This is a genomic window from Rhizosphaericola mali, assembly GCF_004337365.2.
Classification (GTDB): domain Bacteria; phylum Bacteroidota; class Bacteroidia; order Chitinophagales; family Chitinophagaceae; genus Rhizosphaericola; species Rhizosphaericola mali.
This window is the reverse complement of the sequence record NZ_CP044016.1, coordinates 1,792,435-1,816,633: the sequence shown is the minus strand read 5'-3', so window position 1 is coordinate 1,816,633 and position 24,199 is coordinate 1,792,435. Positions and strand designations below refer to the sequence as shown.

Sequence of the window (24,199 nt, the reverse complement as noted above, 5' to 3'; positions counted from 1 at the left end):
AAATTGCATGGAGAGAAAATTTATCCATATATTCCTAGCTATATTTTTCTGTTTTGCTTTGAATGCAATTGGACAGAAGATTGTTCCTATGGATGCCTTAGAAAAAGATTTCAAAAACCCAACAAAACAAGCGGGACCATGGGTGTTTTGGTATTGGATGCAAGCAGCAGTTTCCAAGGAGGGCATTGCCGCGGATATTAAAGCGATGAAGGCTGCAAATATTGCTGGAGCCTATTTGATGACTATAAAAGGCGAAGCTAATCCATCATTATATAATCCATCTGCTCCACAGTTAAGTCCTAAATGGTGGGAATTGGTCAAATATGCTATGGAGCAGGCGAAGATAAATGGGATCGATATTGCAATGCACGATTGTGATGGTTTTGCATTGGCAGGAGGGCCTTGGATTACGGAAGATAAGTCCATGCAGAAAGTAGTTTGGAGCGACACAGTCTTACATGGAAATGCGGATTTTGAAAGTGTTTTGCCAGTTCCAATCCACTATAAAAATTACTATAAGGATATTGCTGTATATGCTTTTCCCGTCAAGGATGTGCATTCCTCTTACGATAAAAAACTTAAAGTAACTTCTAATGTTGATACCTCGGACTTGAGTTTTTTAAATCAAAAAGGAAATAAGAAAAATTTTACGTCCAAAGAGAATGGCTGGATTCAATATACGTTTGAAGAACCGTTCACAGCCAAAAGCCTTGTTGTTCGTACCAATAGTAATAACTATCAGGCACATCGTCTTACGATTGAGTTTAGTGAGGATGGTATTCATTTTTCCATAATTAGAAAATTGATTCCTGCAAGACATGGTTGGCAAGACACAGATGCAGACTATACTTTTTCTTTGCCAGAAACAAAAGCAAAATACTTTCGATTTTTATATGATCCTATTGGGTCAGAACCGGGAGCAGAAGATTTGGATGCTGCAAAATGGAAACAGAGCTTGAAATTATCGGGTTTGGAACTTTCCTCTGAAGCTAAAATCGATCAATATGAGAGCAAAAATGGAAGTGTTTGGCGCGTAGCTCAAAGGACAGAAAATAATATTTTGTCTAAAGATGATATTATTTCCAGTGAGAAAATGATGGATTTGACTAAATATTTGGATGCTAATGGAAAATTAAATTGGAAAGTTCCAGCAGGTCAATGGAAAATTTTGCGAATAGGACATACATCAACAGGACACACAAATGCAACAGGTGGCAATGGAAGCGGTTTAGAATGTGATAAGTTTGATTCAACGGTTGTGGCTTTCCAATATGGTCAATGGTATGGAGAGATTATTAAACATATTGGACCTGAATTATCCAAAGACGTTTTAACAGGTTTTCATGTGGATAGTTGGGAGTGCGGCAGTCAAAACTGGTCACCTAGATTTGCAGATGAATTCAAAAAAAGAAGAGGGTATGATCCTGTTCCATTTTTGCTTATCATGGCGGGTTATCCCTTGAATAGTGTTGATTCCTCCGAACGATTTTTGTATGATATTAGACAAACTATAGCCGAGTTGATAAATGATGTTTTTTTTAAAACAATGGCTAAATTGGCGCATAAAGATGGAAAAGTTTTTTCGGCAGAAAGTGTTGCGCCAGTGATGGTAAGCGATGGATTGAGACATTATGCGGAAGTGGACGTTCCAATGGGTGAATTTTGGTTAAATAGTCCCACGCATGACAAACCTAATGATATGATGGATGCGGTTTCAGGTGCGCACATCTATGGAAAAAATATTATTCAAGCGGAAGGTTTTACGGAACTCAAAATGTATTGGGATGAGCATCCTACCATGCTAAAAGGTTTGTTGGATCGCAACTATGCACTAGGTATGAACAAGTTGGTTTTTCATGTGTTTATGCATAATCCTTGGATCGATCGTAGGCCAGGCATGACTTTGGATGGGGTAGGACTGTATTTTCAAAGAGACCAAACTTGGTGGCCACAAGCCAAAGGTTTTACAGACTACATTTCAAGAAGTCAATCCTTATTACAAAAGGGTCATCCCGTCGTCGATATTGCTATTTTTACTGGGGAAGAATTGCCCAGTCGTTCGCTATTGCCGGATCGAATTATAGATGATATGCCTGGTTTGTTTGGAGAAAAGCAAGTAAACACAGAACTAGAAAGGAAAAGAAATATCGGTTTGCCGTTAGCAACCATGCCAAAAGGCGTAACCTCTTCTGCCAATATTCCAAGTTGGGAAAAATGGATCAATCCATTAAGAGGATACCAATACGATGCCATCAATAAAGATGCATTGTTGAGATTAGCTAAGGTTGATAATGGTCATATTATTCTTCCAGGTGGAGCTTCCTATAGTGTACTTGTTATTCCAGATAGTAATGCATTAAATCCCAATAGAAGATTGATGAGTGCTGAACTTGTAACAAAACTGTATCAATTGGTGAAAGAAGGTGCAACTGTTTTTATTGGTGAAAAACTATTACAAGCATTGTCATTATCCAATAAAGTTGAAGGTGATCGTTTAGTTGAAGAAACGTCCAATAAACTATGGAATGAAAACAATAAAAAAGTATTTTCCTTACCAATAAAGCAAAGCACATTAGATTATATTGGATTGGAAAGAGATGCGATTTTCTTTTCAGAAAACAATAATGACTACGACGAAAAAATTGCTTTTGCGCATCGTAAAGGAAAAGAATTCGATGTTTATTTTATATCTAACCAAGATTCTTTGGATAAAGAATTGACTATTTCACTACGAGTATCAGGAAAGGTGCCCGAATATTTCAATGCATTGACAGGCGAAATAGAACAAGTTTCAGATTGGTATACGGAAAAAGGACGAACCATCATAAAATCTTTTTTCAGTAAAAATGAATCAAAATTTATTGTATTCATAAATACAACTACACTAAAATCCAAGAAAAATAGCTCTTCTAATTGGAAAAAAGTTTATTCATTCGATGGTAGTTGGAATTTAAAGTTTGATGAACAAAATGGAGGTCCAAAAAATATTGTCACTTTTCCAAAACTAGAAAGTTGGACCAATAATAAAGACTCATCTATTCGATTTTATTCTGGTGAAGTTGCTTATCAAAAAGAATTTTACTTAAAAGATGATTTTACAAATGCATGGTTATATCTTGGAAAGGTTGCTAATGTTGCCAGCGTCGAAGTAAACGGAAAAGATTGTGGTATTGCATGGACATTTCCATATCGTGTCAACTTGAAAAATTATTTGAAAAAAGGTAAAAATATAGTTGTGGTCAAAGTTGCCAACACTTGGCATAATAGAATTATGCAGGATCAGCGCTTGCCTGTCAATGACAGATTGACCTGGACAACTTCGCCTATCCAATTAGCGGGAGATACCTTATTGGATGCTGGTTTGATGGGGCCAGTTTATATTGAACAAGAAGTAAAAAATAAATAAATTTTATAGTTAAGAATTTACATATATGAAAACATTAGTTTGTATAGCTCCTGGACAATTTGAATATATGGACGGCGAAATGCCTGTTTTAGAAGGAGGATTTTCTATAATTAAGATTAAGCGTATTGGTATTTGTGGTACTGATTTGCATGCATTTGAAGGAACGCAACCTTTTTTTTCTTATCCGAGAATTCTAGGTCACGAATTAGCAGCAGAGTTTGTCGAGGGAGATGCGATAGGATTTGAGAAAGGAGATAAAGTAACTATTATTCCTTATCTCTATTGCGGTGATTGTGTGGCTTGCAGAGTAGGAAAAACAAACTGTTGTACATCTATAAAAGTTTGTGGCGTTCATATTGATGGAGGGATGGCTGAATTCTATAAAGTTCCATCCTACGCATTATTGAAAGGGAATGACTTGTCATTTGAACAGCTAGCATTGGTAGAACCTCTAGCAATAGGTGCTCATGGCATACGTCGTGCGGATGTAAAAGATGGAGAATTTGTTTTGATAGTTGGTGCCGGTCCTATTGGATTAGGTGCGGCAGAATTTGCAAGAATTGCGGGAGGAAAAGTGATTGTATTGGACATTAACGATCAACGTCTGCAATTTTGTAAGGAAAAATTACATGTTGATTTTGCTATCAATGCAATCAAAGAAGACGTCTTGGCACGGTTAATTGAAATCACTCATGGCGATATGCCGACTGTGGTTATAGATGCGACAGGAAGTCAAAAAGCGATCAATAATTCTTTTAACTATATGGCACATGGTGCTCGTTATGTGTTGATTGGTTTGCAAAAAGGCGATATTAGTTTTTCTCATCCTGAATTTCACAAAAGAGAAGGAACGTTGATGAGTAGTCGAAATGCGACAACGGAAGATTTTGATCATGTAATGTCGAGTCTTCGTTCCGGTAAAGTAAATCCTGATAATTATATTACGCACAATATTCCTTTTGAGAACTTAGCTGGCGAGTTTGAATCTTTACTTGATCTTGCAAATGGCGTTATTAAAGCTATGGCTACAATAGATTAAATATTTTCCAATGCTTTTAAAAAACATATTTTTTTTTGTTTTTATATTGATCATTTCGACCAATATAGTAAAAGCACAAAATTCTACTATATCAAAGAAGGATTTTGTTTGGACTTCTATGAGTGCAAATTCTTCAGAATCCATGCCTTGTGGAGGTGGTGATATTGGATTGAATGTTTGGGTGGAAAATGGAGATTTGCTCTTTTATGCATCTCAGAGTGGAACTTTTGATGAAAATAATCAGATGCTTAAACTCGGACGTTTTCGGATTTCAATTTTCGGTTCTCCATTTTCCAACACTGGGTTTGAGCAAAGACTTCGTCTTGCAAAAGGCGATATGAATATTGAGGGAGTAAACACTAAAATTCATATTTGGGTTGATGTTTTTAAGCCGATAGTTCATATCAATGTTTCCAACAAAAAATTAAATACGGTCAACATTCGCTACGAATCTTGGCGTTGGGAAGATCGCATATTGAAAGGAAAAGAATTGCGCGCAAATTCGTATAAAGTTCCTCAAAAATTTGATGTTATTACCTACAAGGATTCGATCCTTTCACAGAAGGATAAAATTTCTTTTTTTCATCGTAATAGAAATGATGTAAGAAATATTTTTGATTATACGGTTCAGATGGAAGGAATGAATAGCGTAAAGTCTGAATTGTTCAATCCTTTATCCAACAATACTTTTGGTGGTATTCTTTATGGGAAAAATATGATTCCATTAGAAAATGAAGTTGGCTCTTATATGAATACACCTTTCAAATCTTGGTCTTTGCAAACTTCCAAAAATGTAAAAGAACAAGATATTACAATTGTGCTCAATACTGGTCAATACATATCACTCAAAGATTGGAAAAATAACACTGATCAATTACTTAAAGAAAGCTTATCAAACTATAAAATAGATGAGGAAAAGACTTATAATTGGTGGAAACACTATTGGAATAAAAGTTATATTGAACTAGATGGAGAGAATAGTTGGATTAGCCAGAATTACGATTTGTTTCGGTATCAATTAGGTTGCAACGCATTTGGAAAATGGCCAACTAAATTTAACGGTGGCTTGTTTACGTTTGATCCGGTATTGGTGGATTCGCAATATCATTTTTCGCCTGATTTTAGATTATGGGGTGGAGGAACAATGACAGCACAGAACCAAAGACTCGTTTATTGGTCGATGTTAAAAAATGGTGATTGGGATCTGATGAAACCTCAGTTTGATTTTTATTTAAAAAATTTGAAGAATGCGGAGTTACGAAGTCGTGTTTATTGGCAACATAATGGCGCTTGCTTTACAGAACAAATTGAGAATTTTGGACTTCCCAATATATTTGAATACAATATCAAGCGTCCATCCAATTATGATAAAGGTTTGGAATATAACGCTTGGCTAGAGTATCAATGGGAAACTGTTTTTGAGTTTTGCAAAATGATATTGGATACTCGGGTTTATGGGAATTTAAATATCAGAGAGTATATTCCACAGATAGAAAGTTGTATAAGTTTTTATGATGAACATTATCAATATTTAGCTAGTAAACGTGGAAATAAGATTTGGGATGGAAAAGGTAAATATATTTTCTATCCAACTTCTGCTGCAGAAACCTACAAGATGACCTACAACTCAACGACCGTAATTTCTGCCTTGAAAGTTATTTTATCTGAAATGTTACAATTGCCTGATAGCTTAATGGCGAATGCTCAAAAAGTTAAATGGTCTACGATGTTGCAACGCATTCCTGATATTCCTTTGCGAACCATTGATGGTAAAACTGTCCTTGCGCCTGCAGAAGTTTGGGAACGAATACAAAATACGGAAGCTCCACAACTATATCCTGTTTTTCCTTGGGGAATCTATGGGATTGACAGACCTGGTTTTGACACCGCTATACAAACCTATCAATTGGATTCACAAGTCATCAAAACCAAAAGCGAAATAGGGTGGAAACAACACAATATTTTTGCTGCTCGCTTGGGGCTTTTAGAGGATGCTAAAAGTTTGGAACTAAAGAAGGTTTCTAAAGGAAAACATCGCTTTCCTACTTTTTGGGGACCAGGATTTGACTGGACTCCAGACCATAATTGGGGAGGAACTGCAATGATTGGTTTACAGGAAATGTTACTGCAAACGGACGGAAAAAAAATATTTTTACTGCCGACCTGGCCAAAAGAATGGAATGGGAAATTTAAATTACATGCACCCTACAATACTACAGTGGAAGCTACTATTTTAAATGGAAAAATATCCAAACTGAAAGTTTTTCCTCAAAATCGACTTTCTGATATATACGTGAAAAATGAGAATGATTGGATGTTATTTACCAATCAATAATCCCAATCATCTGTCCGAAAAGAGGATACTGGAAATCCTTCTGTATTGTACAATTCTCCTACAATAAAATCTTTGAATGCGTAACGAACGGCAACTGGATTACTCACATAAGGTGAACTAACTTTAATTTTTCCTTGACTGATGACGGCTTGCGCAGGAAAAAAAGTTTTGTCTGCTCCTGCAATTTCAAATAGTTGTAATGGTTTTCCATAAGAAGTTATTCCATTGGGAGCGTTTAGTAATTTGATAGTTGCTATATTGCCAGCAATAGTCATCGAGTCAAAAGTTGGTCCTGGTATTGGAAAACCTTTTAGTTCATAAGTTTTGTTCAATGATAAATATGCTAGACGTTCTCCGCCTTCTTTTTTGTGCATGGGATGAATGCTTTCAGCTTCTCCAATATCCATTAAAGTTATCATTCCTGAATTGGGAATAGTTTTAAGCGATTTTCGTTGTGCATCTCTCAAGTATGCTGAATTGTATTTGCCTCCTGAATAATAGGGCGGGAGAGATGCATAGTTGAATGGCGCAATCTGTGCGTAAAAGAAAGGAAATTCAGTTCCCCATAAACTTCTCCAACGACTTGTCATCAACGGTAATAATTTCTCATATGCTTTTGGATCGTCGTAGTTTGATTCACCTTGATACCATATGCAGCCTTTGATTCCGTAACCTATCACTGGTTTCAACATTCCGTTAAATAAAACTGTTGGCGTCTGATTTACACTTTTTATAGAATCTCCTTTATGTGGAATAACGATTTGCCCCATACTCGCCAATACGGAAGAATCCATCCATGCTTCAATTTTAGAACCTCCATAACTCACATTAATCAAACCAACCGGAATTGTTTCCAACGCTTTTTGAAGTTCTCTGGCAAAATAATAACCTGTCGCACTAAAATTTGAAACCGTCGAAGGATCTGCTGCTTGCCAATTGGAATATTTGGCCGAATCTTGTGGCGTTGTTTGAGAGGAACGAGGGATTTTGATAAATCTAATTAGTTGATTTTTTGAATGAACAATATCTTCTGTCGAATGAAGTATCGGCTGGTCTCTAAAACCTTTCATCGGCATTTCCATATTGGACTGACCAGTACAAAGCCAAACTTCTCCAATCATTACATTGGTAAACTCTATTTTTTCTTTAATTGTTTTTATTTGAATGAAATAGGGACCTCCTGCTGTTGGTGTAGAGAGATTGGCAATCCATTTACCATTATCGTCAGATTGGACTTTAACTGTTTGTTTGTTCCATGATTGGAAAACTTCTACTTTCTCATTTGGTTTGCACCATCCCCAAATGGGTGGATTGGATTTCTGCTGTAACACCATATTGTTTGAAAACAATCCGGGTACTTTGAGTTGAGCAGAAACTTTTTGAATAACGTTTAAGTAAACTATAAGAAAAATTATTTTCAATGGGATGTTAAGTATAGTAATTTTCATTTTGTTTTTTTTCATATGAATAGAATCGTATTTTAGGAACTAAAATTAAAGTAATTTTTAGCATTATAGTAACTAATATCTTGAACTATTTTGCCAATCCATTCTATATCATTGGGAAGATCTCCATTTTCTACATCTTCTCCGAATAGATTACAGATCAATCGTCTGAAATACTCGTGTCTGGGAAAAGAAAGAAAACTGCGTGAGTCTGTTAACATCCCCACCATACGACTAAGCAATCCCATATTGGATAATGCATTGATCTGCTTAGTCATGCCATCTTTTTGGTCCAAAAACCACCACGCAGAACCAAATTGTACTTTGCCCGCAACGGAACCATCATTGAAATTGCCCACCATTGTGGCAATGATTTCGTTATCTGCTGGGTTGAGATTATAAATAATAGTTTTCGCTAGTTTATCTTCTTCATCTAATTTATTGAGGAATTTGGATAGTGCTTGCGCTTGAGAATAATCTCCTATGGAATCCCAGCCTGTATCAGGTCCTAATTGCGTCAACATTCTCGTATTGTTATTGCGCAAAGCTCCTAAGTGATATTGTTGTACCCAGCCTTTTTCGTGGTCCCACTGTGCAAACCAAATCAACATGGCAGATTTGAATATTTTACTTTCCTTTGCTTCTATAGATGCTCCTTTTCTAATTTTTTGGAAAATAGCAGCCACTTGTTCGAATGTGAAATCTTCTGCGTCGATACTATTCAAACCATGATCCGAAACTTTACAACCATTTTCTGCAAAATAATCATGACGTGATTTTAATGCATCTAAATATGTTTGTAAGTCAGAGATTTCCTTATTTACTACAGTTGCTAATTTGTCAATATAACTATTGAAAACAGTGATATTGTCACTGTCCATTGCTTTGTCTGGGCGAAAAGCAGGAAGCATTTTGAAACCTACGCTAGGACTAGATTTGAACTGTTGATGATATTCCAAATTATCAATAGGATCATCCGTTGTACAAATAACTTCGACATTCATTTTATTCAAAAGTCCATGCACAGCATACTCAGGCGTTTGTAGTTTGGCCAAACTTTCATCATAAATGGATTTTGCTGTTTTTTTAGAAAGTAAATCCGTAATGCCAAAATAACGTTGCAATTCCAAATGCGTCCAATGATACAAAGGATTTCTTAATGTGTAAGGAACTGTTTCTGCCCACTTTTCAAATTTTTCGAAATCCGTTGTATTCCCTGTGATAAATTTTTCGGATACGCCATTTGTACGCATCGCCCTCCATTTATAATGATCGCCATATAGCCAAACTTGTGTAATGTTGTCAAACTGTTTATTGTTTGCAACTTGATCGGGTATTAAGTGATTATGATAGTCTATAATTGGTAGTGACTTTGCATAGTCATGGTATAGTTTTTCTGCTGTTTTATTTTGCAATAAAAAATTGTCGTCTAAAAATGCTTTCATATTTTAATCAATCTTTGAATTTCTAATTTATTATAAACTAACGCCTCTTTTCCATGGAATGAAATCGTCTTGGTTGAGCAACACAGCTTTAGGAATTACTTCTCCACTCGCTGCTTTGATACAATATTCCAATATGTCTTCTCCCATTTGTTCTATAGTCTTGTCGCCATCGATGACTGATCCTGTATTGATGTCAATGATGTCCGACATGCGTTGTGCCAATGCATTATTAGTAGAAACTTTTATAACTGGGCAAATAGGATTTCCAGTAGGTGTACCTAATCCGGTTGTGAATAGAATTAAAGTGGCTCCGCTTGCTGTTTTTCCTGTAGTTGCTTCAACATCATTTCCATGTGTGCAAACTAAGTTGAGTCCTGGTTTAGTAGCTGGTTCTGTATAGTCCAATACTGGAGTTGCTACCTTTGAATGGAGACGGATTTGATAATTAAAAAATTAAATTTGTCCAACGATGGGAAGATTATTTGAAGCATCATTCAAGAAAATGGTAGTGGAACTGTCCTATGTGAAGGAATCCGTATTGTCAGCTGCTAAAGAACTAGACATAAGTGCAGATTTACTGAGTAAATGGAGAAGAGATCCAAGATTTAATGGAGTTACATTGGTTCCTAAAAACAACAAATTAAGTGCAGAGGAACAGGAACTCAGGGAATTGAGAAAGCGATTGAAAGAATCAGAACTGGAAAATGCGATATTAAAAAAAGCGGTGGCCATCTTAGCGGGGAAAGACTGAAAAAATACGAATTTATCAAAGACAACATAACATTATATTCAGTTGAGAAGATGTGGCAGGTATTAAAGGTAAGCAGTAGTGGATTTTGCCAATGGTTGATACGTCCCCACAGTAATAGAGCAAAGAAAACAGAAACAATGTCTGAGTTAATCAAAGAAGAATTTGACAATAGCCACTACATGTACTGCAGTCCCCGTATAGCCCAGGCATTGAAAAACAAACAACAACCGGTATCTAGATCCTAGGTTGCCCGTTTGATGAAAAAAATGCATCTACGCAGTAAAATACTTAAGAAATGGGTAGGCGACATCACCTATATCAAAACGGGTACAGGGTGGTTATACTTAACTTCTGTGATAGATTTGGCTGACAGGAAAAAACACGGTTATTGCTGCGCTCAGCATTGCCCTTAAGACCAGAAGCGTAAAACAGGGATTAATATTTCATTCCGACAGAGGAGTTCAATATGCCGGCCAAGAGTTTAGCTCATTATTGAAAAGCAATGGCATCACCCAAAGTATGAGCCGTAAAGGCAACTGTTGGGACAATGCTGTCGCAGAAAGCTTCTTTAAAACCTTAAAAACGGAATTTGTTTATCACAAACATTTTCAAAACAAGGAGATTGCCAAATTTGAGCTATTCAGATATATAGAAGGATTTTACCATGCTAGAAGAATACATTCTGCATTGGGTGGAAAAACACCCAATCAAATGGAGCAATTCTATTTAGCTAAACAAAATATAGCAGCTTAAAAAAAGTCTCCACTTTTATGTTGCAATTCCAAATAGCCTTCATCTAGGAACAGTCGTCTACTACATTAAACTGCTATGCTTTGGAGATCGTCTTAGTTATGTTCAACTGAAATCTTTTATGCATTGGTTTAACTAATATAAATTCAGTATCCAAAAAAATATTATGTTGGATACTGATAATGATGCATTTAATCATAGCAACTATTGATCTCATCCTTATCTAAATGGTAATTTGGAATTTTTTCCAATGAATAATCATTAGCCAATTCCTATTTAGTTATCAATTCGCCCACTCTAAGGGCATTGGCGGCAATAGTTAAACTGGGATTTAATGCTGCTGATGTTGGCATTACACTACCATCCGTAACATAAAGATTTTCTATACCTCTGAATTGACAATTCTCGTCAAGAGCCGAAGTGCGTTTATCAAATCCCATACGTACAGTACCTACTGCGTGTGAAAATGTTCTGATATCGTGTACGTAATGCGATAATGCTCCTGCGCCTTTCATTATCCTTTTGCCCTCTTTCGTCAATATTTTCATTGCTGTAATATCTCTTATACTATAACTATGATTTATAATAGGGCGAGGAAGGCCAAATATATCTTTATTGTTAGCGTCTATCGCCAATCCATTATTGTACTGTGGTTGATCTTCAACAATTGCCAATAAACCACTCAATAACTTCACTGCAGGACTGAGCACTTTTCCGACTATTCCTTTGAGTTCATTTTCCACTATACTCGCTGGTGGAGTTGGCATTTGTTGAAGACTTCCAAGTTTATTTAAATTTGGAAAATCCGGATGCCCAAAATAGTAATCTAATATGGCAAGTTGTTTGTGAAATCGTCCTTCCTTATCTGCTGTACCTGGAAAAATGCCAAATACGATGGAATTCATATGTCGCATAAGATAATGACCTACTACTTGACCACCAGGATTGAAATGCTGTAATCCGGAAGAAAGCAATAAATGTGGCGTACCTAGGGCTCCAGCTGCCAATATAAATTTTTCAGCATGGAATGTATATCTCTTTTTGTCGGATTTGGAAATACAATCAACACTGGTCAAGCGACCATTTTTATAATTTAATTTTGTAACTACCATATTGCAATATAATTGCATACCCTTAGCTATTAGTTGGGGTATTAGAGTTGTGGCAAGATCATTTTTGGCACTTATGGCACACGCAAAAGTGTCGCAAGTTTTACAGTTGATGCATTTATTTCGATTAGTATCCTCATAATTAATTGCCAAAGGTAAACTAAAAGGATGCATTCCTAATTTTTGGGCACTTGCTTTTACTTTTTGAGATATCTTGGCAAGAGTAGGCGCATGTTGGGGAAGAGGTGTGCTACGGTAAGGTTCTGTAGGATCAATTCCTGTTTCTCCGGAAATATTTAATATGGCTTCTGCCTGTGAATAATATTTTTCAATGTCGTTATATGCTAAAGGCCAACCTTGGGCATCTTTACCTTCAATTTGTTCATTTTTTTCAAAGTCTTGTTCTCGGAAACGAAAAGACACGCCACCATAAAAAACCGAAGGTCCTCCTACACAAGCATACATTCCCATAGTCGGTTTATTACCTCCAACAGGAACATATAACATAGAAGATTTATCATAAAAATCAGAGAGCTCAATAGGACCTTTTGCCCCCCAGTTTTCTTCAATACTCCTATGTACCCAATCTCCTCGTTCCAACATTAATACACGCAAGCCTGCATCTACCAGCTTTTTAGCGGCCATGGATCCACCAAAACCACTTCCAATTACAATTGCATCAAAATTATTCATAGTTGTATATTTTTGATGAACTTTGTTGTTCTGTAAACTGAATATTTTTCGCTTTTAAACTTCTATTTTGAGGTTGATTTAACATGATCCCCACATTCGACGGTTTGCAATTATTCATACGTATTATATTTAATTGCAAAACAAATAGTTACTATAGACGTGCATTTAAGAAAACATAGTAAAGCGGACAAATTATAGTTTAAAATGGACAGACTTTATTAAATACTTTAATCAATCTAACTTTTAAATGATAATTGAATTAATAAAGCCGTCCAGTGAGATTATGTAAAAGATGGAATATAATGATCTATATTTTGGTCCTTGGCTTGGGCTTATTCTACCTTAGTTTTATTAATGGAAGTAGTATGCTTCTTTAGGAGAATTATAATTACAAACGCTCCAACCAATGCAGGAATAAAAAGTAGAAACGACCGCTGTAACAACGTAAAGGCTGGCAGGATAGAAGTAGGTAATATCTTAGAAAATAAAACGGCTATACTTACCTCTGCAAAGCCACTTCCACCAGGGCTAGGCGCAAAATAAATCATGAACTCTATTAATATTTCAATACATATTACCTGTACTAGATCAACAGATACACCAAGACCTAGCAAGATAATATATTGCATACTATATTTATTTAAATATAATATAGTTGTTGTCAACAAACTAATGGGTAATAAATAGGGGTGATCACCAAGTAATTTTTTACATATTTGTTGATAATGAATGATATTATTATAAGATTTCTTTCCCCAATGAAGTATTCTTTCCTTTTTTGAAGGACGTATCCGACTGCATATTATACTCATTCGCACTATAACAGAACCCACCCATAACGGTTTCCAAAATGCCATTAAAAAAACCAAAAGAAATATAAAAAATGCAAGAAATCCATATTTAAGTAAAATGGGAACAAGCCCGCTTTCCAATTGGTTGTGCATCATCCAAATTGCGAAAAGACCAGATAACGGCATAAAAAGTAGAGTTGCTCCCATATTAATCAAGCTAACAATAAAGCCATCTAGAACCTTTACTCCGTAACGATTATAAACATACAGTTGAGCTGGGCCAGCTCCGCTATGAAAGGGTGTAATAGCTCCCATAAACATATTCGCTAAATTGGCCTTAAAACTTACCCAATGTGATATCCCTGGCTTTAAGATTCTTATAAAAATGTGGTTACGCCAACTTCCTAACAACAAATCGATAAAGAGCATCACAAAACATATTACCAGGTATTTGATTTTTATACTGCTCAGCGCCCGTATCGATTCGAATGAATGAGAATAAAAAAATAGGATAGCTACCGATGCAATAGTTACGAGTGCAAGCCATATAACACCTTTGATCAGTAAACTTTTCTTAAATAGCTCTTTCGAAGTGTTTTCAACTTCGTTCGATGGAAATTGGGATGTTGCCATTTTATTGCGATGTTTTAAAGTGTATTTTGATTTTACTAAATCGTCATTGTTCCATTGGCGACTTTTCAATATTTACCAATAGTTTCTACTTCTGAATCCGTAACAATGGAAAAAAGGAATGTCGGGTCCAATATTCACCAATGACGCAGGCAAAAAAAACAAAGTGTATTATTTTTTGGAGGTAGAAATAAGCTAAAGCAGACATATCGGTGTTTGAAATGGACAATATTAAAATTTTACCTAGAGAAACGTTGAAACATTACTTTATCCATTTCATATTCCATATTGTCCGCATAAACCCGATTGCAAGATGTTTTAAATAAACAAGAATATAGTTTTACCTGGTAAAATAAATATTAATGAAACTGCATTGCGGTAAGTCAACTATAAATTATAAGACTATAAATCACCTAAACATAAATGAATATTTTAATCATAGAAAGTGAATTAGTCGTTGCAAAAGAACTAGAAAAGATATTACTAAGTATGGATGTAACTATTTCAACAATCGCTATGGTCGATTCCCTACAAACAGGCATGTCTTTTTTGAATGACAATACACTGGATCTTATTTTTTCAGAAATTAAATTAGCGGATGGAACGAGTTTTGATAATTACAAGGAAATAGCCTCTAAGTGTCCCGTTATTTTTATTTCGGAAAATATGCAGCACAGCGCTGCGGTTTTTGATACGACGGCCATTAGTTATCTATTGAAGCCACTTACTTCCGAAAAGATATCAAAAGTGTTGGATAAATATCGAAGTATCAAAGCATCTCTTACAACTTCAGAGCAGTCGATTTCGATGCTTTCTCTAAATGGACGGGTAAGTACCTCTTATCAAAATTCTCTTCTAATAGAACAGCGCGATACCCTTGTTCCTGTACTTGTAAATGAAATTGCTTATTTGTATTTAAAAAGCACGATAATTGAAATCAATACGATAAGTAGTCATAAATATCATAAAAGTGGAACCCTTGAACAACAACAGCAAGTATTAAATCCTGAAATGTTTTATCTTGCTAATGGACATTTTATCATTCATCGTAATGCGATTGTCAATGTTAAACGGTCATCCTCCCGCAAATTGGTCGTGTCTCTTTTTGTCAATACTCCTGAACCGGTCATTGTGAGCAAGGCGAATGCTTCTAACTTTTTACATTGGCTCGAAGATGTACTATAATCTACACATAAACCAAAGTTTTTGGAATAAGATATGGGCGATTTCTCTTTTCATGAATTATGTCATTTCGTGAACAATCTCATTTTCAAACACCATTCAAAGAAAACCAGCAACTCTGATAATTCTAAGCTTTTAAATGCAAATAACCTATGTGGATAGGGCAATGCATTGGAATATACTCCAGAATGTGAAAAGTGAAGATTCCAACAAATGACTGTGGAAAAACATGCTTGTGGCTCCATCTTCACATTCGGCACATCTAATTCCAAAGAATCATACAGTAAATTATTGTCTCCGATTGTAATAATACATGTCTCATGAAATCTGAAATGTTTAAAAATTTCTTCTTTGCTGTAATCACTATCCATTAAAATTTCATTACCATTATCCCATAAAAATGCAAGGATTTCCTCTTGTAGAGTTCTATATTTATTATTATTTATAATCAAAAACTTACTCATCGTATTATAACAAACATGTCTTAAATTGTAGAATTGAATTGTTTTACACGCCTTCCATCCATCTTAAAAATTCATTGACTTTCACTTTGCTTATTACAACCGCTTCTGGAGTGCTTATCAATAATTCAACTACTACTTTTCGCATAAAAAAACGTTCAATGCTCTTTATACTGTTTTTATGAATCAGGAATTGTCTATTCGCTCTATAAAATTTTTCGGGATCCAGTACATTTTCCAACTCATCTAAACTAGGGGAAATGGAGTATTGTTTGTTTTTGAACGTTGTGATTTGAATCGTTTTATTCTGAAAATAAAAGTAGGCGATTTCGTCTACAGGAATTGGAATGATCTGCTCTCTTAAGTTGACGAGTAAAGTACGCTTGTAGTTTTTTTTCAGATTAGATATTAGCGATTCTATCAGCCTGGTATTGTCTTCAGGACGAAACAGTTTTTTCAATTGTTCAAATTTTTCCATGGCAGCCTGAATCTTACTCATGGATATTGGTTTCAAAAGATAACTTACCGCATTGGTTTCAAAAGCTTCCATCATATATTCGTCAAAAGCCGTACAGAAAATAATGGGGCTCTGTATTTGAACCGTTTTGTAAATATCAAAACACATACCGTCTGCTAATTGAATATCCGAAAAAATCAAATCCAACTGTGGATTGGATTGTAAAAAACTAATGGACGATGATACGGAATCCTTTATAGCTACGACTTCGATGGAAGGTTCATATCTTAAAAGTAAACGCTCCAGCTCTTTTGCCGCACTTAATTCATCTTCAATAATTAAAATTTTCATAGTTGGGGTAAAGGGAGTTTTACGGTAAAAGAATCGGCACTATGGATAATCTGGATTTCATTACCAAATAATAAATGATACCGTTTTGCAAGATTACCGAGGCCAATGCCTGTTGAGGATTGCATTTGGATTTTTGGATTATAGTTGTTTTCAATAATCAGGTAATCTAATCCCACATTATACATCTTGATATAAAGTGGATGCTCGCGAGAAGCAATATTGTGTTTGATGGCATTTTCCAGTAGAATCTGCAAGGTCAAAGGAGGAATTTTTATTTTTTTAATATTTTCATCCAAATGAAGGTCTATACATATATTCTCGCCCATCCTGGTTTTCATGATATAAAGATAGGATCGAACAAATTTCAACTCCATTTCTACTGTTACCGTCGACATTTTATTGTGCGCCAACATATATCTATATACATCCGCCAATTCTGAGACGTAGTCCTTCACGACTTCCTCTTCTGTCAAAGAACTCAAAGTATTAAGTGAGTTGAATAAGAAATGAGGATTCAGCTGTTCTTTCAGGTTGGACAAATTAGCTTCTAGTTGTGCTTGTTTTAATTGTTCTATCTCTAGTATTCTTTTTTGTTTGTCTTGCAATAGTTGCAGGTAATACACCACAAAAAACATCAATGCACTGATTGTTACACCTCTGGCAAGCATTACGCTATACCAATTGCTTTCACTCGATATCCAGGAACCTTTGTCTAGTGTCGTTATAAAATAAAATAGATAGTAATAGGGATAAATCAAATATCCAACGGCCACGATACTGACTATGCTCATTAAATAACGAACCTGAATTTTGGATATATTGGAGACAATCTTTTTTACGAGTGCATTATAAATGACTAAGCAAATGCTACTATACCCCCACATATAAAGGATAGACTTGAATACCTCTATCCACGCCAGGTCGGAAGAGCCCGATACGCTTTTTAGTACCACGCCCAACAATGCAAGACCCATACAGACGAAAACGCCTAAAGGAAGTTTGTTTTTCACCATAATACAAAGATAAAATACTCTTGTCTAGCTGCATTTATGTTTGGGTTAAAATGGACAAAATAGCGTATAAAGCATTCTAAATGATATTTGGAAAGTATTTGATGCATCTGTCCTTTTTAAGCTCGAAAATGTCCGTTTTATGCAGTTTAGTCGATTTGAATTTTATAATTAAAAGTTTCTTTGTCTTAACAAGCACAATAACTATCAAATTCTTTTTTAAAAATGAATAAATCAAGCAAAATCGTAACGTACGCTCTTCTAGTGTTACTGTCTATGGTAAGTACAGGTTCTTATGCCCAATCAGTAGATTCTATAAAATCTGTTCAAAACTCGTTGGCAAAGGATATCAATAACCAATTTCCATCAACCCGTTTCTTGGATATCCAATATGATGAAATGGGTGAATATAATTACACCACTAAGATGGACGACAAAACCTATGAAACGGGTCGGATAGTAAGCCAAAATAGACTTAAACTTGCTATGAACTATAATTTAATACAGAAAGAAAAATGGAGTCTCAGTGCTTCTGCCCGTTACAAATACGAACATTTGGCATTTGAAAACGTGGATATTCCATCTGATGGCGTTCCTACCATTGCATCAAGTCGAGATGTGCATTTCCATTACCTTTGGGCGGCTCTTAACTATACTCGTTACGATAAGTTGTGGAACAAACCTTTTGTTTCTAATATATCCGTTTCTGCGGATGGTTCTAACAAGAACTTTGGGATGGTTTATGGCTCTTATATTGGATCTCTTATCTTAAAGAAAAATGAATCCACAATAGTTACAGTAGGTATTGTATTACAGAGTAATGCCAATGCCATCGCACCCATTTTACCCAGTTTCTCTTATATCCATAATTTCAAAAACTCGCCGTGGATGCTGGACGTTATTTTACCCAAACAGGTTTATGTCAGACGACAACTATTTAAGCATGGTCGCTTGTCTATTGGTTCTGAATTAGAAGCGAATCCCTATTATTTTAAATCGAATTTTCTGGCAGATAACAATAAATCCTACATGTTCAATCGAAACGAATTTAAAAATAGTGTGATGTATGAATATCGTATCAATAAGCATTTTATAGTCTATGGCCGATCTGGATGGATCAAACCATTGAATGGTACAATCCGAGAAAAATACAAATCAGATAAATTAGCAACAACAAGTTATCAAGGTAACTTTTACTTTAATTTAGGTATTTCTTTTAATCCATTTAATTAAGTTTTATTTCCTTTTATATGGACTTGCAATTTACTGTATGCAAAAAAGAATATTTGCATTGATTTGCTCATTATTAAATTGAATAAATATCTGGTATTCTGTTATTCCAATTTCAATGCTATCACCGTTGATAGTGATTCTGGCATAAATTAAAGAACATTCATTTGCATTTCTAGATTTTGTTTGCCAAAATCTGATGGAAATGGTTTGATTTAAGTTCATGATGAAACATTAAAAAGTTAAAAAATGAAATAATCATAACTTTAAAAGTAACAACTCGGTAATTTGTTAAATATCAAATGTTTAGACCTAATTCGGTTAGCAATTTTATTGAAAATATGTGCTAACCGAATTGCTATCTTTTTATTTGAATTTATTCGAGCTAAATCGGATTAGAAATAAAATAAAAAACCGTGATAATCATTGATTTACCACGGTTTTTTATTCGTTTGAATTCCTTGCTGGCGGTGAGGAAGGGATTCGAACTATATTAATTAATCGTTGAATTTCAATGAAGTAGAACTGTATTATTTTTTAACTAACCGAATTGCTACCTAGAAAATATGGTATTATAATTAAAGCTACAGAATTAATATAATATAGTTCATTTTAATTCAAATATTATTTCATTCTTTTTATATTTTCTATTCTTTATATTATAGTTTAGTTATCTTTTCTTCTTTAGTAAATAACAAATCTTGGAATTCTATTTTTATTTTAAAAAAATATCAGACTTATAGCAGGTCTGTCATATAGTCTATAGTGCTAATATAATCACATTATTTGCAATAAATACAGATTTAAATTTGATAACATATTTAATGAAACTGTAAGATAGGTGTGTATAACTTAAAGTATTAAAATATAGTTTATTTTAAAATATATGAAAGGAAAATAAAATAATAGTAACAATTTTATCAATTTCCTTTTTGATAATTACTTGGTGACATTCCAAATTGCTTTTGAAAATTTCTACCAAAATGGGTGATCGAATTGAAACCAACCATTTCAGATATTTCTTTAATCGTATATCGTTTATTATGAAGCAATTCGGCCGCTTTTTTCAACCTAGTAATATTAATTAATTCATTTGGCGATAAATCAGAAATGCCTTTAATTTTTCGATATAAAGAAGATTTACTCATAAAAATACTTTCTGCGATATCATTAACATTGAAATCAAAATTTTCTATATTTTCAAGTATGATTTTATTTAATTTATCCAAAAATAATTGATCTTCTGCCGTATGTCCTATAGAGTTAATCGTTGATGTCGGACTAGAAGCAAAATATTTTTTTATTCTAATCCGATTTACTAGTAGATTTTCAATTTGTACTTGTAAATGTTTCGGAGAAAATGGTTTTTCTATATAGGCATCTGCACCTAATTCTAGGCCTTCAATTTTTGATTGGATAGTATTTTTAGCGGTTAGTAATATAATAGGAATGTGACTATAATTCATATTTGATTTTATGATTTTACAAAATTCAAAACCATCCATTTCGGGCATCATTATATCACTTATAATTAAATTGATAGATGTTGTATCTAGAATATTGAGTGCTTTCAATGCTGTGTTTGAGCAAATTGTATTATAATATTCGTTTAGATCTTCTTGTAAAAAATCTAGTATTTCTTCATTATCATCAACAATTAGAATAGTTGATTCATAAATAAAATTTTCATTTTCGTTCATAATTTACATACTTAATGGAAAGGTTAATATAAAAATATTGAATACTTGTTCCTTTGTGTCATATGTTAATTGTCCTTTTTGTAAAATTGATAAAGACTTTGATATAGCTAATCCCAATCCAGTACCAGTTATATGCTTGTTATTGGAGAGTCTGTAATATGGCTCAAATATTTTCTCTGCTTGATCAATAGGTATTTTATCACCATCATTTTTAAATGAGATATAGATTTTATTTTCAATATCACTATACAATTTAATTTCTACAATACTATTACTATATTTTATAGCATTTTCTAATAGGTTTGTAATAATTTTTTGAATTGCTTCTTTATCTGCTTTTATAATATAAGCGTTTTGATTTTTTTTAAAAGAAAATTCTATTTTCCTTTCTTTTGCAATTTCGAAAAATGATGAAATTATTGATTCAATAAGTGGAACTATATTTATTTCTATCAGATGAAGTTGATATCCAGTGACTTCGACTTTGCGAAAGTCTAATAATTCATTACTTATGGATATAATTCGTTCAGTATTTCGTTCCATTGTTTGTAATTGCTTTTCCACTTTTGGTTGATTCGCTATAAGACTTTTTATTTTTTCCAATGGCGCTTTAATCAAGGTAAGAGGAGTTCGTATCTCATGGGCAAATTTTACCAAAAAATCTATTCTTCGCTCATATATTTCCTTTTCCTTTAGTAGCTCCATTTCCTTTATCTTCTTATTATTCTTTTTGATTGTTTTTATATGATAAAAGAATATTAGTACTACAATTATTGCGATAGAAACAAGAAAATATAAAATTATCGCTATAGGACTCTGCCAAAAGGTAGGTAATATTTGTATATAAAGTTTCCCTATGGCATTGTTCCAGTTCGCATTGTCTGACGTAGCCTGAACATAAAAAATATAATTACCAGTTGGTAAGGCACTAAAATTGATTGTTTGATTCGTTCGCAAGTATTGCCAATTTTTATTACTTCCAATTAATTTATATCGATAGTTTATTTTTTCGGGCGATATATAACTTAGGGAGGAATAATTAATTGAAATTGAATTGTTTTGATGTGTTAAAAGAATAGAATCATTGCATCTTTTATTTTTTTCCAAACTATTAGAATGGGGAATGTCGTGACCATTTATAGAAATATTAGTTATCTGTATTGGCGCTTGGTAATTAGTATTCAATATATTATTAGGATCAAAACTTATTAGCCCTTTTACACTTCCAAAATATAGTTTTCCATTAGCGGCTTTATGTCCCGAATTGTAGTTAAATTGATCACTTAATAATCCATCAGACATAGTATAAATCTTTTTTATATGATAATTTCTAGGATCTAAATTCACTAACCCCTTTGCTGTTGATAGCCATATGTTTTCGTTGTCATATAGGATGATTTTATAGACAGAATTGCTTGGTAATCCATTTTCTTGAGAGATATTCTTTATATTAGATTTCGAGGAATTTAAAATGAACATGCCTTCCCCTTCTGTACCGACCCATACATTGCCTAAGCTATCTTTTGTTAAGGAGGTAATTCCTATATAAGTTTGTTTTATTTCTGTATGATTAAGAGATATTGGATTTACTTCTTTGTTGCTCATATTGAGGTGATATAATCCTTTGTCATACGTACCTATCCAAATATTATTTTGATCAATTACTAATATTGAGGTGATTAACATTTGTAATTTATCTGATACTGGATTAATTTTTTTTGTTTTTGTATTAAAGATATATAAACCATATCGCATACCACATAGTATATTTTCTTCGGATAGTTTAGCAAAGCAAACAAAAAACTTGTTCATTAAAGATGTTTGACCATAGGTCTCATTATAATGCTCTAAAATTTTATTAGTATTAATATTTAATACATCTAGTCCGTGTTCAAATGTACCCACATATAATTTGCTACCAATAGGAAGTAAGCCATGAATATTAAAATAAGAAAGATTCGTTTTGTTTTTTGACGGATTTAATTGAGTAATATTATGGTTGTTAATATCTAATTTGTTAAGGCCCCCATCTTCTGTACCAATCCAAAGATTATTTTTATAGTCTGCAACTATTTCTCTAACTATATTTCCGCTAATATTAGTAGATTGGCTTTGAACAAAATATTTTTCAAAATAACTGTACCTTTTGTTATAATAGTCTACCCCTCCAAAATAGGATCCTATCCATACTCCGCCTTCTGCATCTTTTAATAGACAGTATATAGCATTACTAGCTAAACTATAATCGTTTCCATATATATGATATAAATGTGTAGATTTTTTGGTTTGAGTATTATAAATAACTATTCCATATTCGGTAGCAATCCAAAGTTCATATTTGTCGTATTCTATGAAATCTCTAACATAAATATGATTTAGCAATTCATCCTTAAAATCTATTGTAGTTTTTGTATGTGTTTGTGGATCAAATCTAACAATTCCGTTTGATGCAGTTCCTATCCATATTTTTCCATCAGAGTCTGTATATAGTTTTTCAATATGTGCATCACTAGCATTATTCTTATTAGGAAATAAATCTACATCTTCAAAGGTATCTTTATAACTATTCCATTTTTTTAATATGCCAATATCAGTACTTATCCAGACTACACCTTGCTTGTCTATACATAGGGATGTTAAGCCAAGGTGATCTAAATTACTATATCGTTTTATAGTCTTGTTCTTTATGCGAAAAAGTTGATGATTAGAGATAATCCATAAATTATTTTCGCTATCTTTTTTTAAATCATTGATTTCTTCACCTGTAAATAAAATCGGGGTGAAAATATTATCTTCTTTTTGATATTTGAAAACACCAGTCCTTGTACCAATATATATTATACCAATATTATCTAAATAAAGTGTTCTAATATAATTATCTCTTTGCCCATTTTTATACGTGAAATTATGATAAATCTTAAACTCATTCCCATCGTACCTATTTAAGCCATCTTTTGTACCCATCCAGATAAATCCATCTTTATCTTGAATACAACAAAAAACTGTATTATTTGATAGTCCCTTTTCTACCTGATTGTGTTTGAAATAATAGGATTGAGAAAAGATTCCTTTATTTCCAAATAGACTAAGTATGAATGTCAAGAAGAAAATCTTATAAAATATATTGATTTTTAAGATGCTCATTAGTTGTTGATATGCCAATGTAATCTTTTTGTGTAATATTTTCAAAAATCTGCAATCGTTTATAATGTTTACAATATTACAAAAATCATTTATAAATATAAAGCGTTAGATTTTGTAATTGAGACAAATTGTAGAAAGTATGAAATAATATGTTGAATACTATTTCATAAAAAAAATGACTTTTGTATTCACAGCAACAACCAAAATAGTTGTTTTCCAAGTTGCCTGGAATTGCTTAACGATTGTTTGAATTAATGTAATAGTACGGTT

18 protein-coding genes and 1 pseudogene are annotated in these 24,199 nt (G+C 33.6%); 8 read left to right on the top strand and 11 right to left on the bottom strand.

Annotated elements, in window-relative coordinates:
* Positions 1 to 7 precede the first annotated feature (7 nt).
* Genes E0W69_RS07955 through E0W69_RS07945 form a run of 3 tightly spaced genes read left to right on the top strand, consistent with a single transcriptional unit; the run spans position 8 to position 6,780 of the window.
* Entirely contained in the window at positions 8 to 3,406 is a 3,399-nt protein-coding gene (locus E0W69_RS07955) for a glycosyl hydrolase (protein ID WP_131329520.1), read from the top strand.
* A 25-nt stretch (positions 3,407 to 3,431) separates the two neighbouring features.
* Positions 3,432 to 4,445 carry a zinc-binding alcohol dehydrogenase family protein gene (locus E0W69_RS07950; RefSeq protein ID WP_131329518.1) on the top strand — a complete coding sequence of 338 codons (1,014 nt, stop codon included), beginning with the start codon at positions 3,432 to 3,434 and terminating at the stop codon, positions 4,443 to 4,445.
* A gap of 10 nt (positions 4,446 to 4,455) precedes the next feature.
* Entirely contained in the window at positions 4,456 to 6,780 is a 2,325-nt protein-coding gene (locus E0W69_RS07945) for a DUF5703 domain-containing protein (RefSeq protein ID WP_131329516.1), read from the top strand.
* Here E0W69_RS07945 and E0W69_RS07940 read toward each other — a convergent pair.
* From E0W69_RS07940 to E0W69_RS07930, 3 genes are read right to left on the bottom strand one after another with little or no spacing between them, the layout of a single operon-like run.
* On the bottom strand, positions 6,774 to 8,243 hold the full coding sequence (locus E0W69_RS07940) for a sialate O-acetylesterase (RefSeq protein ID WP_225321443.1): 1,470 nt from the start codon (positions 8,241 to 8,243) through the stop codon (positions 6,774 to 6,776). The two genes, E0W69_RS07945 and E0W69_RS07940, sit on opposite strands and share 7 nt — an antisense overlap.
* A 17-nt stretch (positions 8,244 to 8,260) precedes the next feature.
* On the bottom strand, positions 8,261 to 9,670 hold the full coding sequence (uxaC, locus tag E0W69_RS07935) for a glucuronate isomerase (RefSeq protein ID WP_131329514.1): 1,410 nt from the start codon (positions 9,668 to 9,670) through the stop codon (positions 8,261 to 8,263).
* A gap of 30 nt (positions 9,671 to 9,700) precedes the next feature.
* Positions 9,701 to 10,075, bottom strand: coding sequence for a hypothetical protein (locus E0W69_RS07930; protein ID WP_326521347.1), 375 nt, complete (start codon positions 10,073 to 10,075; stop codon positions 9,701 to 9,703).
* Positions 10,076 to 10,139: 64 nt separating this feature from the next.
* Between E0W69_RS07930 and E0W69_RS07925 the strand changes: the two genes are divergently transcribed.
* From E0W69_RS07925 to E0W69_RS07920, 3 genes and pseudogenes are all read left to right on the top strand, one after another.
* The gene (locus tag E0W69_RS07925; protein ID WP_131329512.1) at positions 10,140 to 10,421 is read left to right on the top strand and encodes a transposase; all 282 of its coding nucleotides are present in this window, start codon (positions 10,140 to 10,142) and stop codon (positions 10,419 to 10,421) included.
* A gap of 360 nt (positions 10,422 to 10,781) precedes the next feature.
* A pseudogene (locus E0W69_RS20820) lies at positions 10,782 to 10,901 on the top strand (hypothetical protein); the annotation flags it as partial.
* Positions 10,902 to 10,940: 39 nt separating this feature from the next.
* The gene (locus E0W69_RS07920; protein WP_255478229.1) at positions 10,941 to 11,174 is read left to right on the top strand and encodes an IS3 family transposase; all 234 of its coding nucleotides are present in this window, start codon (positions 10,941 to 10,943) and stop codon (positions 11,172 to 11,174) included.
* Positions 11,175 to 11,443: 269 nt separating this feature from the next.
* On the opposite strand, the gene E0W69_RS07915 is transcribed toward E0W69_RS07920, so the two are convergent.
* Both E0W69_RS07915 and E0W69_RS07910 read right to left on the bottom strand, forming a co-directional pair.
* Positions 11,444 to 12,973, bottom strand: a complete 1,530-nt coding sequence (locus E0W69_RS07915; protein WP_131329508.1) for a GMC family oxidoreductase — start codon at positions 12,971 to 12,973, stop codon at positions 11,444 to 11,446.
* Positions 12,974 to 13,305: 332 nt separating this feature from the next.
* Positions 13,306 to 14,397: a lysylphosphatidylglycerol synthase transmembrane domain-containing protein gene (locus E0W69_RS07910; RefSeq protein WP_131329506.1), complete on the bottom strand. Its 1,092-nt coding sequence runs from the start codon at positions 14,395 to 14,397 to the stop codon at positions 13,306 to 13,308.
* Between the two features lie 420 nt (positions 14,398 to 14,817).
* Between E0W69_RS07910 and E0W69_RS07905 the strand changes: the two genes are divergently transcribed.
* Complete coding sequence (locus tag E0W69_RS07905) at positions 14,818 to 15,579, top strand: LytR/AlgR family response regulator transcription factor (RefSeq protein WP_131329504.1); 762 nt, start codon at positions 14,818 to 14,820, stop codon at positions 15,577 to 15,579.
* A gap of 62 nt (positions 15,580 to 15,641) precedes the next feature.
* On the opposite strand, the gene E0W69_RS07900 is transcribed toward E0W69_RS07905, so the two are convergent.
* The 3 genes from E0W69_RS07900 to E0W69_RS07890 are packed head-to-tail and all read right to left on the bottom strand — an operon-like array spanning position 15,642 to position 17,858.
* Positions 15,642 to 16,040, bottom strand: a complete 399-nt coding sequence (locus tag E0W69_RS07900; protein WP_131329502.1) for a hypothetical protein — start codon at positions 16,038 to 16,040, stop codon at positions 15,642 to 15,644.
* Between the two features lie 43 nt (positions 16,041 to 16,083).
* Positions 16,084 to 16,845 (bottom strand): LytR/AlgR family response regulator transcription factor, encoded by a 762-nt coding sequence (locus E0W69_RS07895; protein WP_131329500.1) that lies wholly within the window; start codon positions 16,843 to 16,845, stop codon positions 16,084 to 16,086.
* Positions 16,842 to 17,858 (bottom strand): sensor histidine kinase, encoded by a 1,017-nt coding sequence (locus E0W69_RS07890; RefSeq protein WP_131329498.1) that lies wholly within the window; start codon positions 17,856 to 17,858, stop codon positions 16,842 to 16,844. Before E0W69_RS07890 ends, E0W69_RS07895 begins: the two co-directional genes overlap by 4 nt.
* A 222-nt stretch (positions 17,859 to 18,080) precedes the next feature.
* Between E0W69_RS07890 and E0W69_RS07885 the strand changes: the two genes are divergently transcribed.
* Positions 18,081 to 19,088 carry a hypothetical protein gene (locus E0W69_RS07885; protein ID WP_131329496.1) on the top strand — a complete coding sequence of 336 codons (1,008 nt, stop codon included), beginning with the start codon at positions 18,081 to 18,083 and terminating at the stop codon, positions 19,086 to 19,088.
* A 30-nt stretch (positions 19,089 to 19,118) separates the two neighbouring features.
* Here E0W69_RS07885 and E0W69_RS20445 read toward each other — a convergent pair whose 3' ends face one another.
* From E0W69_RS20445 to E0W69_RS07875, 3 genes are all read right to left on the bottom strand, one after another.
* A complete protein-coding gene (locus E0W69_RS20445; protein WP_131329494.1) occupies positions 19,119 to 19,310 on the bottom strand; it encodes a hypothetical protein in 192 nt (63 codons plus the stop codon).
* Between the two features lie 695 nt (positions 19,311 to 20,005).
* Positions 20,006 to 20,785, bottom strand: a complete 780-nt coding sequence (locus E0W69_RS07880; protein ID WP_131329492.1) for a response regulator transcription factor — start codon at positions 20,783 to 20,785, stop codon at positions 20,006 to 20,008.
* A gap of 3 nt (positions 20,786 to 20,788) precedes the next feature.
* On the bottom strand, positions 20,789 to 23,929 hold the full coding sequence (locus E0W69_RS07875; protein ID WP_150136676.1) for a sensor histidine kinase: 3,141 nt from the start codon (positions 23,927 to 23,929) through the stop codon (positions 20,789 to 20,791).
* Positions 23,930 to 24,199 lie beyond the last annotated feature (270 nt).